15 protein-coding genes are annotated in these 16,705 nt (G+C 73.0%); 7 read left to right on the top strand and 8 right to left on the bottom strand.

Annotation, left to right across the window (positions count from 1 at the left end; genetic code table 11):
* Positions 1 to 59: 59 nt before the first annotated feature.
* From BLS43_RS03470 to BLS43_RS03445, 6 genes are all read right to left on the bottom strand, one after another.
* On the bottom strand, positions 60 to 785 hold the full coding sequence (locus BLS43_RS03470) for a sensor histidine kinase (RefSeq protein WP_093076579.1): 726 nt from the start codon (positions 783 to 785) through the stop codon (positions 60 to 62).
* 104 nt (positions 786 to 889) lie between these two features.
* Positions 890 to 3,757, bottom strand: coding sequence for an FAD-binding and (Fe-S)-binding domain-containing protein (locus tag BLS43_RS03465; RefSeq protein WP_245707273.1), 2,868 nt, complete (start codon positions 3,755 to 3,757; stop codon positions 890 to 892).
* A gap of 5 nt (positions 3,758 to 3,762) precedes the next feature.
* Positions 3,763 to 4,257 (bottom strand): FmdB family zinc ribbon protein, encoded by a 495-nt coding sequence (locus BLS43_RS03460; protein WP_093076576.1) that lies wholly within the window; start codon positions 4,255 to 4,257, stop codon positions 3,763 to 3,765.
* A 62-nt stretch (positions 4,258 to 4,319) separates the two neighbouring features.
* Positions 4,320 to 5,618, bottom strand: a complete 1,299-nt coding sequence (locus tag BLS43_RS03455; protein ID WP_093076573.1) for a hydroxyacid-oxoacid transhydrogenase — start codon at positions 5,616 to 5,618, stop codon at positions 4,320 to 4,322.
* Positions 5,615 to 6,385 carry an N-acyl homoserine lactonase family protein gene (locus tag BLS43_RS03450; RefSeq protein WP_237196405.1) on the bottom strand — a complete coding sequence of 257 codons (771 nt, stop codon included), beginning with the start codon at positions 6,383 to 6,385 and terminating at the stop codon, positions 5,615 to 5,617. The genes BLS43_RS03455 and BLS43_RS03450 overlap by 4 nt, the downstream gene beginning before the upstream one ends.
* A gap of 102 nt (positions 6,386 to 6,487) precedes the next feature.
* The gene (locus BLS43_RS03445; RefSeq protein ID WP_093076567.1) at positions 6,488 to 7,198 is read right to left on the bottom strand and encodes a GntR family transcriptional regulator; all 711 of its coding nucleotides are present in this window, start codon (positions 7,196 to 7,198) and stop codon (positions 6,488 to 6,490) included.
* A gap of 161 nt (positions 7,199 to 7,359) precedes the next feature.
* Between BLS43_RS03445 and BLS43_RS03440 the strand changes: the two genes are divergently transcribed.
* From BLS43_RS03440 to BLS43_RS03420, 5 genes are all read left to right on the top strand, one after another.
* Positions 7,360 to 7,653, top strand: a complete 294-nt coding sequence (locus BLS43_RS03440) for an ANTAR domain-containing protein (RefSeq protein WP_093077416.1) — start codon at positions 7,360 to 7,362, stop codon at positions 7,651 to 7,653.
* Positions 7,654 to 7,662: 9 nt separating this feature from the next.
* Positions 7,663 to 8,571: a 1,4-dihydroxy-2-naphthoyl-CoA synthase gene (locus BLS43_RS03435; RefSeq protein WP_093076565.1), complete on the top strand. Its 909-nt coding sequence runs from the start codon at positions 7,663 to 7,665 to the stop codon at positions 8,569 to 8,571.
* Between the two features lie 89 nt (positions 8,572 to 8,660).
* On the top strand, positions 8,661 to 9,827 hold the full coding sequence (gene menE / locus BLS43_RS03430) for an o-succinylbenzoate--CoA ligase (protein ID WP_176921151.1): 1,167 nt from the start codon (positions 8,661 to 8,663) through the stop codon (positions 9,825 to 9,827).
* 136 nt (positions 9,828 to 9,963) lie between these two features.
* Entirely contained in the window at positions 9,964 to 11,547 is a 1,584-nt protein-coding gene (locus BLS43_RS03425; protein WP_176921150.1) for a hypothetical protein, read from the top strand.
* 91 nt (positions 11,548 to 11,638) lie between these two features.
* The gene (locus BLS43_RS03420) at positions 11,639 to 12,520 is read left to right on the top strand and encodes a 1,4-dihydroxy-2-naphthoate polyprenyltransferase (RefSeq protein ID WP_093076562.1); all 882 of its coding nucleotides are present in this window, start codon (positions 11,639 to 11,641) and stop codon (positions 12,518 to 12,520) included.
* A gap of 1,314 nt (positions 12,521 to 13,834) precedes the next feature.
* Here the strand turns inward: BLS43_RS03420 and BLS43_RS03415 are convergent.
* Positions 13,835 to 14,296 carry a DUF4229 domain-containing protein gene (locus BLS43_RS03415; protein ID WP_093077410.1) on the bottom strand — a complete coding sequence of 154 codons (462 nt, stop codon included), beginning with the start codon at positions 14,294 to 14,296 and terminating at the stop codon, positions 13,835 to 13,837.
* A 296-nt stretch (positions 14,297 to 14,592) separates the two neighbouring features.
* Here BLS43_RS03415 and BLS43_RS03410 point away from each other — a divergent pair, with 296 nt between their 5' ends.
* Positions 14,593 to 14,814, top strand: a complete 222-nt coding sequence (locus BLS43_RS03410; protein ID WP_093076559.1) for a BldC family transcriptional regulator — start codon at positions 14,593 to 14,595, stop codon at positions 14,812 to 14,814.
* A 70-nt stretch (positions 14,815 to 14,884) separates the two neighbouring features.
* Complete coding sequence (locus tag BLS43_RS03405; protein WP_093076556.1) at positions 14,885 to 15,139, top strand: hypothetical protein; 255 nt, start codon at positions 14,885 to 14,887, stop codon at positions 15,137 to 15,139.
* On the opposite strand, the gene BLS43_RS03400 is transcribed toward BLS43_RS03405, so the two are convergent.
* Positions 15,136 to 16,512 carry a MinD/ParA family ATP-binding protein gene (locus tag BLS43_RS03400; protein WP_176921174.1) on the bottom strand — a complete coding sequence of 459 codons (1,377 nt, stop codon included), beginning with the start codon at positions 16,510 to 16,512 and terminating at the stop codon, positions 15,136 to 15,138. The two genes, BLS43_RS03405 and BLS43_RS03400, sit on opposite strands and share 4 nt — an antisense overlap.
* Between the last annotated feature and the right edge of the window lie 193 nt (positions 16,513 to 16,705).

Below are 16,705 nucleotides of genomic sequence, written 5' to 3'. Positions count from 1 at the left end.
TCGCTTCGGTTACCCCGCGAGCATCCTCACGCCGGCGGCGGGAATGTCGCGGGATCGTCTCACCGCGGGAACGGGATGTGCGGGCCCAGCGGGAGCATGGCCTCGACCAGCGTCCCGGTCACCGAGCGACGGACCACGCAGGTGCCGCCGACCGCGGCGGCCCGGCCGCGCATGGCCGGGACGCCGCTGCCCGCGACGAAATCCGCAGGCAGACCGGGACCCTCGTCGGTGACCTGGACCTCCAGGTACGGGCCGCGCACCCGGACCCGGACGCGGGCGGGCGCCCCCGGGGCGTGCCGGGCGGCGTTGGCGAGTGCCTCGGTGGCGATCGACGCGGCCGCCGACTCGACCTGCGCGCCCATCACCGGCAACGGCCACACCTCGACGGCCGCACCCCGAGCCGCCCGGTACAGCGCGGCGGTCAGCCCGTCCTCCAGCGGGACGAGATCAGCGCGGGCCCGCTCGGCGGACCGGGCGACGACGTGGGACCGCAGCCCGGCGGCGAGCCGGGCGGCGACGGCCGCGAGCAGGTGCGGCCGGTGACCCACCGTCGGCACGACGAGCGATCCCACGAACTCGTTGCCGTAGCGCAGCGGCACCCGGACGACCTTCGGCCCGAGGACGCCCCAGCGGGCGACCTCGTGTCCCGGGGTGGCCCCGACCTCCACGGCCGCGGCGCCCACCCCGGCGCTCGCCACCACCAGCCCGAGCAGAGCCGTGAGCTCGGCATCCGCCCCGACCGGCCCGAAGGTCCCGGTCCGGTGCTGCTCCGCCACGATCGTCATCCCGTCAGCCCCCGCCTCGGTCTGGTCCCGTCCTGGGCCCGTTGTCCGACTTCTCGCGAAGTCGGTCGGTCTCATTACGGTCACGAGTCGACGGGGCGAAAGGTTCACCCGTCAGGGCGAAGTTCGGCCCTCAGGCCGAGCGCCTGTGCCGCCATCCGGGCGAGGTGTACCGGCTCTCTGGTCCCCGCCTGGCGGAGTTGGGTGCGGCAGGAGAATCCGTCCGCGATCACCGCGACGTCCGGGTCCGCGGTGCGGACGGCGGGCAGCAGCACCCGCTCGGCGGCCGCCATCGAGACCTCGTAGTGGCCCTTCTCGAACCCGAAGTTGCCCGCGAGCCCACAGCACCCGGAGTCCAGCACCTCCGCCTCGATGCCGAGCGCGGCCATGACCGCGCGGTCGGCCTCGCTGCCGAGGTCGGCGTACTGGTGGCAGTGCAGCTGCACGAGCGCCCGCGCGCCGCCGGAGACGCGTTCGCGAAGCTCGTCGGTGTGCTCGGCGAGCAGCTCGGCGAAGGTGCGGACGTCGAGGGCGGCGACCAGCGGCTCGTCGGGCAGCAGCTCCTCGGCGTCGGTGCGCAGCGCGGCGGTGCAGGACGGCTCGAGGCCGACCACCGGCACCCCCTGCTCCACCCACGGCGCGATCGTGCGCAGCGAGCGCCGCAGCACCCGGCGGGCGGCGCCGACCTGGCCGGTCGAGGTCCACGTCAGCCCGCAGCAGACGGTGCGCGGCGGCAGCTCGACGCCGTAGCCGAGGGACTCCAGGACGGCGACGGCGTCCTCGGCGATGGACGGGTCGAAGTGGTCGGTGAAGGTGTCCGGCCAGAGCAGCAGGCGCCCCCGCGGCGCGGGCCGCACCGCGGTCTCCAGCGCCCGGGCGCGGGCGGTGGTGGTGAACGTCTCGGGCGCGATCGCCGGGATCTCGCGCTCCGGCGCGATCCCGCCGACCCGCTTGGCGAGGGCGGCGAGGGGCTTCACCCGGGCGAGCGCGTTGAGCCCGGTGACGGCGCTCGCCGGCAGCTTCCCGACCAGCCGCATCCACCGCGGCAACGCACCCATCGAGTAGTGCGACGCCGGACGCAGCTTGTTGCGGTACCGCTGCGCCAGGAACTCGGTCTTGTAGGCGGCCATGTCCACGCCGACCGGGCAGTCGGTCTTGCAGCCCTTGCAGGACAGGCAGAGGTCCAGCGCGTCGGCGACGTCGTCGTCCTGGAAGCCGCCGGTGACCACCTCGCCGTTGGCCATCTCGAACAGCAGCCGCGCGCGGCCGCGGGTGGAGTGCTGCTCGTCGCCGGTGGCGCGGTAGCTGGGGCACATCACGCCGCCGTGGCTCGTCACGCACTTGCCGACGCCCAGGCAGCGGCGCAGCGCCCGACCGAACTCGCCCCGGTCGTGGGTGAACCCGAGCGCCGGGGTGCCGAGCGCCGGCATGCCCATGAAGATCCGCAGGTCCTCGTCCAGCCGGGCCGAGCGGACGATGCAGCCGGGGTTCATCCGGTCGTCCGGGTCGAAGATCCCCTTGAACTCCTCGAACGCGGCGATGACGTCCGGCGGGTACATCCGCGGCAGCAGCTCGGAGCGGGCCCGCCCGTCCCCGTGCTCCCCCGACAGCGAGCCGCCGTGGGCGACGACGGCGTCCGCCGCGTCCTCCATGAAGGCCCGGAAGTTGGCGACCCCGGGCTCGGTGAGCAGGTCGAAGTCGATCCGGACGTGCAGGCAGCCGTCGCCGAAGTGGCCGTAGTACACGCCCTTGCGGCCGTGCCGCTCCAGGACGCGGTCGAACTCGCGCAGGTAGGAGCCGAACCGCTCGGGCGGGACGGCCGCGTCCTCCCACCCGGGCCACGCCTCGCCGCCGTCCGGGCTGCGGGTGAGGATCCCGGCGCCGTCCTCGCGGATGCGCCATAACGCCTTCATCCGGGCCGCGTCGTCCTCGACGATGGCCTCGGTGAGGCCGTAGGGCTTCATCGCCGCGGCGATGGCCTGGGCCTTGGCCCGCGCCTCGGCCTTGTCCGCCCCGCCCGTCTCGACGTAGAGCCAGCCCCCGCCCGGGGGCAGCGCGCGCCAGCTGGTGGACACCGGGTCCTGCGCGCGCAGGGCGGCGATCAGCCCGGAGTCCATGCCCTCGATCGTCAGCGGCGCGTGCTCGCGGACCACCATGACGTTGTCCGCGGCGACGTACGCCGACTCGAAGCCGAGGACGGCCAGGGCCCGGGCGGGCGGGGACTCGACGAGCCGCATGGTCGCGGCCGTCGTGACGGCGAGGGTGCCCTCGGACCCGACCATCGCCTTCGCCAGGTCGTGCGGCAGCTGGTCGAGGTTGTAGCCGGACACCCGGCGCGTGAGGTCGGGGAAGGTCTCGGCGATGCGGGGGCCGATGCGCTCGTGCAGGGCCAGCAGCGCGGCGGGCATGGCGTCCCGCGTGTCGATCCGCTCGCCGCGGTAGGTGAGGGCTTCGAGCCGGACGGTGTTGTCGACCGTCTTGCCCCAGGCCACGGAGTGCGACCCGCACGCGTTGTTGCCGATCATCCCGCCGATCGTGCAGCGGTTGTGCGTGCTGGGGTCGGGGCCGAACGTCAGGCCGTGCGGGGCGGCGGCGTCTCGCAGCTGGTCGCAGATCACCCCCGGCTCGACGCGGGCGGTGCGGGCCTCCGGGTCGATCTCCAGGATGCGGTTCATGTGCCGGGTGAAGTCCAGCACCACCGCCGTGTTCACGGCCTGGCCCGCGATCGAGGTGCCCGCGCCGCGCGGGAGCACGGGGACCTGGTGCTCCCGGCACACCGCGAGCGCGGCCTCGACGTCCGCCGCGTCGCGCGGGCGCACGACCCCGATCGGCACCTTGCGGTAGTTCGACGCGTCCGCCGACCACATCGCGCGGTGCGCCGGGTCGAAGCGCACCTCCCCGCCGACGACCCTCTGCAGGTCGGCGGCCAGGGCTGCGGCGGCGTCGGTCGTGGTGGTGGGTTCGAGCGCGGTCACGGGCCTCAGTCTGACGTCGGCGCCGGGTCGGGGCTCGACGCGGGCGTCGGCTCGGCGTGGCCGTGCCCATGACCGTGCCCATGACCGTGCCCATGACCGTGGCTGTGCCCGTGGGCCTTGGCGCCCGGGACGGGTGCGGTGCCGGAGAGCTGGATGTCCCCCGCGCGCAGCGGCGCGTCGTGGTAGCGGCCCTCGTGGGCCAGGATCGGCCGCTGGTCGCCCGCGATCTCCGGGTACTTCTCCTCGAGCTTCTGCCGGGAGTCCCAGCTGCGGCGCATGGAGTCGATGTACTCGGAGTTCCCGTTGTAGACGCCCTTCCAGGTCTGGGGCATCTCGTCCTTCGACAGGCCGGGGCTCGCCTGCCCACCGAGCGAGAACCCGGCGGGCACCTTCGTGGTGGCACCCCCGCACCGCGGACAGCCGGGTGCGTCGGTCGAGGTCATCGACGTCAGGTGCTCGAAGCGGGTCCCGCACTCACAACGGAACACGTAGATCGGCATTCGAGGCCTCTCCGGGGTCGTGAGCGGCGATGGTCGCCATGGCGACCATCGCCGCTCACGGGTCACCAGTTCTGGATGGACTTCGTGAGGATGTCGGCGATGTCGTCCTCGGTCGGGACCTTGGGGCACGTGGCGAGCAGGCGCTGCTGCTTCATCGTGCCGGGCACCAGGTCCGGGACGTCCGCCTCGGTGTAGCCGACGCCGCCGATCCCGTTGGGGATCCCGATGTCCTGCATCAGCCGGGTCAGCACGCTCGGCAGCTGCTCGCGGGGGTCGTTGTGGGTGTCGGCCCGCGGGTCCATGAGCTCCGCCGCGCGAAGGTGCCGCTCGGGCGCCGACTCGAAGGAGAACCGGAACGCCTCCGGCGCGGTCAGCGACACCGACTGCCCGTGCGGGACCATCGGCTCGTCCGGCGGGTAGCCGTCCGGGACGTAGTCCTTGACCATGCCCGCGATCGGGTAGGCGTTCGCGTGCGGGATGTGCACCCCGGAGTTGCCGAACCCCATGCCCGCGAACGTCGCGGCCATCATCATGTCCGAGCGGGCCTCGAGGTCGTCCGCGCCGCGGTGCACGGCGTTGCGGAAGCTCTTGGCCAGCAGGGTCATCGCCTTCTCGCACCACAGGTCCGAGACCGGGTTCGAGCCGCAGTAGGTGACCCGCTCCTCGGGCTTCTTGCGGTCGAACGTGGTGTAGTACCGCGCCGTGTAGCTCTCCACCGCGTGGCAGGTGATGTCCATCCCCGCCGCCGCCGTGACCTCCGGCGGGAGCGTCATGGTGAGCAGCGGGTCGATCACGGCCAGGGTCGGGCGCAGGCGCCAGTGGCTGATCCCCGTCTTGACCTTCATCGACAGGATGTCCAACACGCACATGGCGGTGGACTCCGAGCCGGTGCCCGCCGTCGTCGGGACCGCGATCAGGGGCTTGAGCTGCCCCGGCGGGACCTTCGCGTTGCCGATCGGCTTGTTGATGTAGTCCATCAGCTCGCCGGGGTGGCTGGTCAGCAGGTTGATGGCCTTGGCCGTGTCGATCGCGGACCCGCCGCCGACGGCCACGAACCCGTCCCACGGCCCCTGCACCCGGGCGTACTCGGTCGCCTTGTTCATCGAGTCGTCGGTCGGCTCGACGTGCACGCCGTCGAAGATCTCAGAGTCGATGTCGTAGCGCTTGAGGGTGTCCGCCAGGCGCTGGGGCGCGCCGAGGGCGTTGACCCCCGGGTCGGTGACGATCAGCACCCGCTTGACGCCGTACGCGGTCAGCTCGAAGCCGACTTCGTCGATGGCGCCCGCGCCGAACTTCAGGGGCGGCGCACCCCAGGTGAAGATCGTCTCCTCGGTCAGCTCGGGTACCTCGAAGCTCGTCACGTGTAGGACCCCTCAGGCGCCTTGCGCAGCTCGTGGATCTGGTTCGCGTCGTGCCCGAAGATCATCTGCGCGGAGGTCTGCTCCTGGATACCGCGCAGCTTCTCCACCGAGCTGAACCACTGCTCCAGGTTGTTCACGATCGCGGCGGGCGCGGCGGGCGGGCCGTAGCTGTCCCCCATGTACACCGCGTCCGAGGTGAAGATCATCGTCCCGGTGTCCGGCAGGTCGACCTGCATGGACATGCAGCCGACGGTGTGCCCGGGCGTCTGGATCAGCTTGACGCCGGGCAGGAAGTCCACGTCACCGCTGACGGTCTCCCAGTTCAGGCCCTCGTAGTCCGCCTTGAGGTGCGCGCCGTTGAAGTCGCCCTCGAAGTTCAGCGCGAACTCCTTCTCCTTGTCCGAGCACACCATCTTCGCGTGGGTGTTCTTGAACAGGTTCGCGTTGCCCGCGTGGTCGAAGTGCAGGTGCGAGAGCACGACGTAGTCGATCTCGTCCAGGCCGACGCCCATCTGGTTCAGCCGGGAGTCGAGGTAGTCGTCCGGCCCGGCCTTGTCGTAGGGGAAGAAGTCCTGCAGGCCCGTCGGGCCCCAGCGCTCCTCCCAGTCGGCCGGACAGGAGGTGTCCCACAGGAGCTTCCCCTCGTCGGTCTCGACGAGCACGCAGTGCGTCGGGACGTCGACCCAGTCGATCGGGGACCCCTTCTCCTGGCGGGGCTTGATGCTCACACCCGGCTTGAGCAGCAGCCAGGTCAGGTCGGCGGTCATGGCTCCGCACGGGATCACGGAGACTCGGTTCGCAGTGGCCACGATGGTCCCTTCGGCACTGAGGGGTGGGCGGTGACACCGTGGCATGTGGCATGCCACTCGTCAATTCGTGCGCATCACCGCACCTGTCGTCCAGGAGAGGTCGACGTCGACGGGCTCGCCGCCCGCCTCCTGCGCGATCAGCAGGGCCGCGGTGTGCTCCACGTGCGCGCGCATCGCCTCCGCCGCGCCGACCGCGTCCCCGTCCTCGACCAGGTCGAGGATCACCCGGTGCTCGGCGACGATGTCGTCCAGGCTGCGGGACTCCCGCGCGGTCGACACGCCGCGGCGCAGCACCATGTCCCGCAGGCCGTCGACGATCCCGGCCAGCCGGGCGTTGCCCGCCGCCTCCAGCAGCACCCGGTGGAAGCGGCGGTCGTGTTCGAACATCGTGAACTCGTCGTCGGACTTCGCGGCCTTCTCCATGTGCGCGAACGTGCGCCGCAGCTCCTTGAGCTGGGCGGCGTCCAGCCGGTCGACGGCGCGTCGGGTGGCCGCCGGCTCGAGCAGCAGCCGCAGCGCGAAGACCTCCTCGAGGTCGTGCAGGCTGGTGAGCAGCACCCGGACCCCGCGGTTGCGCTCGAAGCGCACCATGCCCTGCTGCGCGAGCTTGATCAGCGCCTCGCGGACGGGCGTCCGGGACACGCCCAGCTGGGTCGCGAGGGTCTGGACCGAGTAGAGACTCCCGGGTGCGAGCTCCCCGCTGATCACCGCGGCGCGCAGGGCGGAGAGCACCTGTGCGTTGACACTCGTCGTCTCCCGCAGGGGTTTCATGGGCCTCCCACCGGCTCGTCGGCGAGAGTGGCATGCGACACGTCACCGGTCAATTCGGACCTTGGCCCCGGGCGCGGGCCGGTGCTTGGTAACGTCCTCCGCGCGAGTCCAGCAGCGAGGCCCGCGGTCCCAGTAGACCGAGACCCGCTGGACAGGTGGACATGCCCGAAGACCTCGATCCGTCACGCCCGGACGAGGCCGCACTGCTGGTCGAACGCATCGCCCAGCTCGAGAGCGCGCTGCGCAGCCGGCCGGTGATCGAACAGGCCAAGGGCATGCTCATGCTCGTCCACCGGTGCGACGAGGAGCAGGCCTTCCGCATGCTCATCGCGGTGTCGCAGAGCAGCAACCGCAAGCTGCGGGAGATCGCGACGGAGATCGTGGAGGTGCTGCCGAGCGGAGGGACCCTCGCCGCCGACATCGCCGACGCGTTCGACGTGGAGCGGCGCCGTTAGGGTCGGGCGGTGAGCGATTTCGTCTCGGAGACCTTCGACCCGGCGGCCTGGTCCCCGGTGTCGGGGTTCGCGTTCTCCGACATCACCTACCACCGGGCCGTGGACTGCGGCGTCGTGCGGATCGCGTTCGACCGCCCCCAGGTCCGCAACGCCTTCCGCCCGCACACCGTGGACGAGCTCTACGCCGCGCTCGAGCACGCCCGCACGAGCGCGGACGTCGGCGCCGTGCTGCTCACCGGGAACGGGCCCTCCCCGAAGGACGGGGGCTGGGCCTTCTGCTCCGGCGGCGACCAGCGCATCCGCGGCCGCACCGGCTACCAGTACGCGGACGGGGACACCGCCGACACCGTGCAGGCGGGCCGGGCCGGGCGGCTGCACATCCTGGAGTGCCAGCGCCTGATCCGCTTCATGCCCAAGCCCGTCATCGCCGTGGTCAACGGCTGGGCGGCGGGCGGCGGGCACTCCCTGCACGCCGTCGCCGACCTCACCCTGGCCTCCGCCGAGCACGCCCGGTTCAAGCAGACGGACGCCGACGTCGGCTCCTTCGACGGCGGCTACGGCTCGGCCTACCTGGCCAAGCAGGTCGGCCAGAAGTTCGCCCGGGAGATCTTCTTCCTCGGCCGGACCTACACCGCCGAGCAGATGCACGCCATGGGCGCGGTGAACGCCGTCTACCCGCACGCCTCCCTCGAGGCCGAGGCCCTCCAGTGGGGGCGGGAGATCCTGGGCAAGTCCCCGCAGGCCCAGCGCATGCTCAAGTACGCGTTCAACCTCACCGACGACGGCCTGGTCGGCCAGCAGCTCTTCGCGGGCGAGGCGACCCGCCTGGCCTACATGACCGACGAGGCCGTCGAGGGCCGCGACGCCTTCCTCGAGAAGCGCGACCCCGACTGGGCGCCCTACCCCTGGCACTACTGATCCGCGCCTCCGGCGCCTGTGAGTGGTAAGTGGTGCTCTGGCACCACTTACCACTCACGAGCGCCGGAGGCGCCGGTACGGTGCGCGACATGCGTCCGTTGTCCGTGCTCCCCCTGGACGGGTCGCCCGACTCGCTCGACGACCTGGTCGGCGCGTTGACCGCCGCGACGGACGGAAGCGGGCCCGCCGTCCTGCCCCTCGCCGCCGCGGACCATCGGCGCGGCGCGTCGGCCCCGCCCGCGGACGAAGTGCCGGACGAGGTCGCCGTCGTCATCTCGACGTCGGGGTCCACCGGCCGGCCCAAGCACGTCATGCTCTCCGCCGCGGCCCTCACCGCCTCCGCGCGTGCGACCGAGGAACGGCTCGGGGGTCCCGGGCGCTGGGTGCTCGCGCTGCCGGTCGACCACGTCGCCGGGGTGCAGGTCGTGCTGCGCGCCCTGGCCGCGGGGGCGCCGCCGGTGCTGCAGGACGTCCGGGACGGGTTCCGGCCCGCCGGGTTCGCCCGGGCCACCGGACGGCTGCCGCACGGCGCTCGGCGCTACACCAGCCTCGTCCCCACCCAGCTCGGTCGGATCCTCGACGAGGGCGCGGCCGCGATGTACGCCCTCGCCGGCTACGACGCCGTGCTCGTCGGGGGTGCGGCACTGGCCCCCGCCCTGCGGGAGCGGGCCGAGGCGGCCGGCATCCGGGTCGTCGCGACCTACGGGATGAGCGAGACCTGCGGGGGCTGTGTCTACGACGGGCTGCCGCTCGCGGGGGTGGACGCGCGGGTGGACCCCGCCGGCAGGCTCTCCCTCGGCGGTCCGGTGCTCGCGTCGGGTTACCTGGGCGATCCCGCCGCGACCGCGGCGTCGTTCGTCGGGGGGCGGTTCGTGACCGGGGACCTCGGCCGCTGGGACGGGGAGCGGCTCGTCGTGCTGGGCCGGGCGGACGACGTGATCGTCACCGGCGGGGAGAAGGTGGCACCCGCGGCCGTCGAGCGGGTGCTGGCGGCGCAGGCCGGGGTGGCGGCGGTGTGCGTCGTCGGCCTGCCGGACCCCGAATGGGGGCAGGTGGTGGCCGCCGCGATCGTCCCGTCCGGGGCCGGACCAGACCTGGAGGCGGTGCGCGCGGCCGTCCGAGCGACCGAGGGACGGGCCGCCGTCCCCCGACGGATGCAGCTGGTGGCCGAGCTTCCGCTGCGGGGCGTGGGCAAGCCGGACCGCACGGCGGTCGCCGCGCTGCTCGATCGGGTGGGAGACCCCCCGACTCGGTGACGGATCGTGACACCCCATGGGGTCGCTTACTCTCCGTTGATTGACCACTACACATTCATCCGTTGTGCTCTCGTCCCATGCGACACAGGTTCACCTGTAGTCACACCGATCACACGGGACGGAGCACGGAATGCGTATGAGGTGGCGCACGGCGGTCCTGGCCGCCGCGACCGCAGCGCTCACGCTCGCCGGGATCGCACCCGCGATCGCGGCCGAACCGAGCGGTACGTCCTGGACCGCCGATCTCGCCTCCGGCGAGGCGGCGGGGGTGACGACGTCCGGTGGTGCGGTGCGGCTCGACCCGGCCACCGCGTTCCGTGCGCCCGCGGACGCACCTGCCGGCGAGGCGCTCACCGAGGGCGCCGCCGACCTGGTCTCCACCGGGCTGCTGACGCTCGCACCCCAGGACCTGAACACCCCGACGTCGGCGGTGGAGTCGGTGCTCGACGCGACCGTTCCGCCGGGTTCCAGCGCCTCCATGGACGTGCGCGGGCGGACGGCCACCGGCGGCTGGACCGAGTGGATCCCGTCCTCGGACGCCGGCGTGGCGGAGCTGCCCACCCGGACCTCCGAGGTGCAGGGGCGGCTCGTCGTGACCGGGGATGCGACGGTCCGCGGGGCGACGCTGCGGGCCGAGCCCTCGACGGGTGGTGTCGAAGGGCTGACCGAGCAGGCGCCCCTGTCCTACAACGTGTTCGCGACGCGGGAGGGGCTCGTGGGCGGCACCACCGCCAACGGACACGTGATCACCGAGCGGGACCACTTCGTGGCGCTGCCCTCGCGGCGGGCGCTGTCCCCGCGCGACACCAGCGACTACTCGGTGCGGGTCTGCGCGCCGAACGGGCAGTGCGCGTTCGCGCCGGTGTGGGACGTCGGCCCGTGGAACACCCGCGACGACTACTGGAACTCCGCCGACCAGCGCCAGGAGTGGAAGGACCTGCCCCAGGGCGTCCCGCAGGCGCAGGCCGCCTACCGCGACGGCTACAACGGTGGCAACGACCAGTTCGGCCGCAAGGCCGCGAACCCCGCCGGCATCGACCTGGGCGACGGGGTGTTCTGGGACGCGTTGGGCCTCAAGGACAACTCCCAGGTGCAGGTCGACTACCTGTGGACCGGCTCGGTGCGGCTGTCGAAGGTCTCCGCCGAGGGGGTCGCGCAGGTGCGCTCGGCGCCCTCGGACGACGCGTCGGTGGTCGGCGTGGCCGCGGACAGCGCGGACGTCCCGGTCGAGTGCGTCTCCGCGGGCTGGGCCCGGATCGGCGAGGGCCAGTTCCTCACCGCCTCGGTGCTCCCGGAGGCGACCGATGCCCCCTCCTGCGCCGCGGCGGGCGACGCGGTCGCGGGTGGTGCGGCGGCGCCGGGCGAGGAGCCGACTCACGCCGCCGCGGCTGCACCGGGTTCGGCGGGCTCCGGGTCGGACGCCGCCGGGAATGCCGCCTCCGACGCGGCTCCGACGGCGTCGGGCTCGGTGGGTGAGGGTGCTTCCGTGGTGGGTGCGGGTGGTCGCGCGGATGCGGGCGGAGCGGGCGCGAGTGGCGCGGGTTCCGGCGGCGCGGGCGCGAGTGACGCAGGTTCCGGCGGCGCGGGCGCGAGTGGCGCGGGTGCAGCGGACCCGGCGGACACCGGGCCTGTGACGGCGCCGAGCAGCGCGGAGGTCGGCGGCGCGGCGGCGGTGCGGGCCGGCGCCGCGACCGTCGAGCAGCCCACCGCGACGGGCTGACCGCCCGGGCGGCCTGCGGAGCCTGGTGATCCGCCGCGGAACCCTTCCGGGGCGGGGGTCGATCGGCCGGGCGCGCGGGTTAGATTTCGGCGTGGCTTCTCTCGCGCAGTGGGTCCAGGGCGCACGGCCGCGGACCCTGCCCACGGCCGTCGCGCCGGTGCTGGTCGGGACCGGGGCGGCGATCGGGTCCGGGACGGTGTCGATCGGGCGGGCCGTGCTCGCGCTGATCGTGGCGGCGGCCCTCGTCATCGGCGTCAACTTCGCCAACGACTACTCCGACGGCATCCGCGGCACCGACGACGAGCGGGTGGGCCCCATGCGGCTCGTCGGCTCGAAGGCGGCCACCCCCGCAGCGGTGCGCACGGCCGCGTTCGTGTGCTTCGCGATCGCGGCCCTCGCCGGCCTGACGCTCGTCTCACTGGCCCGCGCGTGGTGGCTGATCGCGGTGGGCGCGCTGTGCATCGCGGGCGCGTGGTTCTACACCGGCGGCAAGCGGCCCTACGGCTACGCGGGGCTCGGCGAGGTCGCGGTGTTCGTGTTCTTCGGCCTGGTCGGCACGCTCGGCACCACGTACACCCAGTCGGGCACGATCGGCCCGCTCGCGGTCGTCGGGGCGGTGGGGGTCGGCCTGCTCTGCTGCGCGGTGCTCGTCGCGAACAACCTGCGAGACATCGCGGGAGACACCGAGGTCGGCAAGCGCACGCTCGCCGTCGCGCTCGGCGATCGGGACACCCGCCGCTTCTACGCGGCCCTCGCCCTGCTCCCGTTCGTGCTCACGATCGGAATGGGCGTGCTCAGCCTGCCCGTCCTGCTCGGCCTGCTCGCGCTCCCCCTCGCGATCCCACCGACCCGCGCCGTCCTCCGGGGCGCGGACGGCCGCCCCCTCATCCGCGTGCTGCAGCAGACGGGCATGGTGCTGCTGGCCTGGTCCACCCTGACGGCCGTCGGGCTCGCACTCGGCCTGGCGTTCTAGCGGCGGCCCCGGCCACGATCCAGGTGGCCCGGGACCGTCGGACCCGCCAGGCGAGACGCTCCGGTTCCTGATGCTCCGCCTTCCCGACGATCCGAGCGACCTCAGACCCGCCAGGCCCAACGACACACGATGCCCAGGTTTCGGACGCTCCAGACCCCCGACCATCCGAAGGCCCTCCGACCCGCCACGCACACCCCGGCGCGATGCTCAGGTTCCGGATGGTCCGGGCCCCCGACGATCCGGCCGGCCCACGACCCGCTAGGCACAACGCCACACCATGCCCAGGTCTCGGATGCTCCGGACCCCCGACCATCCGAAGGCCCTCAGACCCGCCACACAGACCTCGGGGCGATGCTGAGGACCCTGACGCTCCTGCTTCCCGACCCATCCGAACACCCTCAGAACCGCCACACACAACCCGGCGCGATGCTCAGGATCCTGATGGTCCACGCCACTGGCCATCCGAGCGCCTGCGGGCCGGGTGGGTGCACCTCGACGCCGACTCGGGTCCCTGATGGTCCGGCACCCGATTCATCCTGCGCGGGAGCGTCCGCCCTCGGATCGTCAGCAAGCTGAGCAACGCACCGCAGCGGGTCGACCAAGTACGCCGGTCGCCGGACGGTCGGCACACAGGACCGTCAGGAGCCTGAGTCAGACTGATCGCGGCGCCGTCGGATCTCGCCTGTGATCGGATGCCGCGACCGGATGACCCGAGCGCCAAGAGCGCCAGGAAGCTGAGCATCGCGCGGCGGCGCGTCGACCAGATGCGCCGGACGTCGGATCTCGGCTCATCTGAGCATCAGGATCCTGAGCATCGCCCCGCGGTGCGCGTGGCGGGTCCGGTACTGCTCGGATGGGTCGGGACGTGGACTGTCAGGAACCTGAGCATCGCGGTGAGGCACGCAGGTTCACTCCGAGGCGTCCGGATGATCGTCGGCCCGGACCATCCGGACCCTGAGCATCGTGTGGCGGGATGCCTGGTGGCTCTGAGACCCTCCGGATCGTCGGGAAGGCGGAGCATCCGGAACCTGAGCATCGCGCCGGGGTGTGCGTGGCGGGTTTGAGGGCCTTCGGATGGTCGGGGGTCTGGAGCGTTCGGGCCCTGGGCATGGTGTGGCGTTGGGTCTGCCGGGTCGGAGGGCGTCCGGATCGTCGGGGGCGCGGAGCGTCAGGCTCCTGCGCATCGCTCGGCGTTGGGCCCGCAAGCTCCGATGGGGTTCGGATGACCTGGCAGGCGAAGCGTCAGGAACCTGCCCATCGGTCCGGCGAACGTCCCCGTTGACTCCAGGGTGCGGTGACCATGGGCGCGAGGTCTCAGGAACGGTCGAGGGGCTCGTCGGACTTCGAGGCGGCGACGGCAGGGGCAGCGGCAGGACCGGCCGGTTCGGTGTCAGGCTTGTCGGCCTCCGCCTCGGCCTCGGCTGTGCGGTCGGCGACGGGCTTGGCGGGACCGTCGGCCGGCCCGGTGCGCTCGAGAGGGTCGGGGTGCCCTGCGTCGTCGCCACGGAGGCCGGCACGGAGTACGGCGCGCTCGGCGCCGCGGCGCTCGCGGGCGGCGGACAAGGCCGCGTCCAGGCGTCCGCGCAGGCCACGGAACAGCACCATGGACAGGGGCAGCGCCACGACCAGCCCGATCAGGATCGCCAAGAGCACCGGGACCCCGACGAGCGCCAGCACGGCGGCGATCAGGGCGAGCAGCCCGAGCCGAGCGAGCGTGTAGAGGGCGATGGTGGCGCCCAGCGACGGCGCGCCGCGGGTCTCGGTGTCGGCGGACATGGCGACGAGGGTACCGACCGCTCGCCGCCGCGGGTTCACCGTCCGGCGGTCCCGAGCCCGGCCTCACACGCGCCCCACCGGATCGCGGGCATCCTCGGGAACACGAGCGATTCCGCAGCTCAGGCCCCTCTGTCGCGGCGCTCAGGCTCCTCTCAGACTCCCGCCCGGCTTTCGCCCGGAAGTCCGCTTTGCCCTTTAAGAGCCCTTTACCTCCGCCCAACCGTTCGAGTACCCGGGGTCCTCGGTGTCACGATGGCCCGGTAATCGACGATACGGATTCTCTTGCGGAGGCACGGATGTCTGCTCCGACCCAGAACGCGAACGAGCGCCTGCTCACCCCCGGCGAGGTGGCGACCCTCTTCCGTGTCGACCCGAAGACCGTGACCCGTTGGGCCTCGGCCGGTCGGATCGGCTCGATCCGGACCCCCGGCGGCCACCGCCGCTTCCGTGAGTCCGAGGTGCGCGGCATGCTCGCCGACCTCACCAGCGAGGCGACCATGGGGACGCACCACCGCTGATCCCCCACCCGGGGTTCTTTACCGGGGCATTGCCCGTCCCTTCGGTACGCTCGGTACCGGAGGTGATGGTGTGCTCTATCTCGTGGCATTCGTCGGCGCGGCGGTCATCGCGTTCCTGCTGTGGCGGGCGATGAACGGTGACCGCGCCGAGATCCCGCGCGGCACGAGCGCCCCGCGGGCCTCGGACGTGCCGCGCAAGCCGCGGCCCACGGGTCCGGACGACGATGCGGACTTCCTGCGCAGCCTCGACACGAACCTGCGCAAGCCGGACGAGGGCCCGGGCGAGACCGACGGGCCCCCGTCCGACAAGGGTGACCGCGACTAGCGGGGGAACCCGTCGGCCACGTACGCGGCCAGCTCCAACAGGGCGATCCGCGTAGGCGCCGAGAGGCGGTCCAGGTCGACCTCCGCGCCCTCCTCGAGGTGCGGGTCGAACGGGATCTGGACCACCGCGCGGCAGCGTCCGGCGAAGTGCCGCGCCACCTGGTCCAGGTCCACGGCCCCGGCCTGCCGGTGCACGTTGTTGATCACGGAAATCCCGTTGCGGACGAGGTCGCCGTGGTCGTGCGCCTCCAGCCAGTCCATCGTCGCGGAGGCGCTGCGCGCTCCGTCGATCGAGCCCGACGACACGATGATCAGCTGGTCCGCCACGCCCAGCACGCCGTACATGGCCGAGTGCATCAGGCCGGTCCCGCAGTCGGTGAGCACGATGTTGTAGAAGTGCTCGAGCAGCGTGACCGTGCGGCGGTAGTCGTCCTCGCTGAAGGCCTCCGAGACCGCGGGGTCCTCCTCGCTGGCCAGCACCTCCAGCCGGGACGGCCCCTGGGACGTGTAGGCCCGGACGTCGGTGTAGCGGCGCACGCGCTGGGCGTCTCGCAGCAGGTGGCGCACGGTGGCGCTGGTCTCGAGCGGGATCTTCTGCGCGAGCGTGCCGCGGTCGGGGTTCGCGTCGACGGCGACGACCCGGTCCCCGCGCTTGGAGGCGAACGTCGCACCCAGGGTGGCGGTGATCGTCGTCTTGCCGACGCCGCCCTTGAGGCTCAGCGTCGCGATCTTGTGGCAGCCCAGCAGCGGCTGGTTGATCCGGGAGATCAGCTCGCGCTCCCGAACGTCCTGCGGGCTCTCCCCCGGGTTGATCAGGCGCCCGGTGAGCAGGTAGAGGAACTTGCGCCACCCGGTGCGCGGCGGCCGCCTGCGGCTGGGCCGCAGCAGGCGGGCCGTGGAGAGGTCCGCGGACTCGTCGGAGGAGTCGGCGCGGTGCCGTTGCGCCTCCTGCGCCGCGACGGCCCCGGGATCCGTCCAGCGCCCGACGTCCCGGATCGGCCGCTGCGGCGCAGGCACCCCGTCGGGCGGGGTGGCGTCGTCGGGGACCTCGGCGAGGTCCTCGGTGGCCGGCAGCCGGTACGGCCGCGCAGGGGTGGACGTCACGTCACGGTCGGGCACCGCCGGTGCGACGGGCGGGGGCACGGCGGGCGGAGGCACGGCGGCCGGGGGCACGGCGGGCGGAGGCACGGCGGCCGGGGGTGGCGCGGGCGGAGACACCGGGGGTGTCGACGACGTCGGTTCCGGAGCCTGGAACCACTCGGAGCGGTCCTCCTGGGGTGGGACCGGGCCAGGGTGGACCGGCTCCTGCGGTGCCGGGGTGTAGGCCTGCGGAGCCTGCGCCGCGGGCTCCTCGGCGTCGTCCTGCTCGTCGATCTCCAGGACGTCCGAACCCCAGGTCGCGTCCTCCGGGACCACGCCCCAGGCCTCGTCGCGCCGGGCGCCGATGCCGGGCTGCTGCTCCCGGCGCTCCTGGGCGGCACGGGCGTTCGCCGCCCACCGCTCCCGGACGTAGCGGCCCACGGAACCGTCGGGGTACTCGTCCGGCCTACTGTCGCTCACGGTCGCC

This window comes from Pseudonocardia oroxyli (genome assembly GCF_900102195.1).
Classification (GTDB): domain Bacteria; phylum Actinomycetota; class Actinomycetes; order Mycobacteriales; family Pseudonocardiaceae; genus Pseudonocardia; species Pseudonocardia oroxyli.
This window is presented reverse-complemented; position numbering and strand designations above follow the sequence as displayed.

What these genes read in the sequence shown, in the direction of transcription:
- BLS43_RS03470 (WP_093076579.1), bottom strand. Translation starts at nt 785, where the DNA reads ATGACGATCGTGGCGGAGCAGCACCGGACCGGGACCTTCGGGCCGGTC.
- BLS43_RS03460 (WP_093076576.1), bottom strand. Translation starts at nt 4,257, where the DNA reads ATGCCGATCTACGTGTTCCGTTGTGAGTGCGGGACCCGCTTCGAGCAC.
- BLS43_RS03450 (WP_237196405.1), bottom strand. Translation starts at nt 6,385, where the DNA reads ATGACCGCCGACCTGACCTGGCTGCTGCTCAAGCCGGGTGTGAGCATC.
- BLS43_RS03445 (WP_093076567.1), bottom strand. Translation starts at nt 7,198, where the DNA reads ATGAAACCCCTGCGGGAGACGACGAGTGTCAACGCACAGGTGCTCTCC.
- BLS43_RS03440 (WP_093077416.1), top strand. Translation starts at nt 7,360, where the DNA reads ATGCCCGAAGACCTCGATCCGTCACGCCCGGACGAGGCCGCACTGCTG.
- menE (WP_176921151.1), top strand. Translation starts at nt 8,661, where the DNA reads ATGCGTCCGTTGTCCGTGCTCCCCCTGGACGGGTCGCCCGACTCGCTC.
- BLS43_RS03425 (WP_176921150.1), top strand. Translation starts at nt 9,964, where the DNA reads ATGAGGTGGCGCACGGCGGTCCTGGCCGCCGCGACCGCAGCGCTCACG.
- BLS43_RS03415 (WP_093077410.1), bottom strand. Translation starts at nt 14,296, where the DNA reads ATGTCCGCCGACACCGAGACCCGCGGCGCGCCGTCGCTGGGCGCCACC.
- BLS43_RS03410 (WP_093076559.1), top strand. Translation starts at nt 14,593, where the DNA reads ATGTCTGCTCCGACCCAGAACGCGAACGAGCGCCTGCTCACCCCCGGC.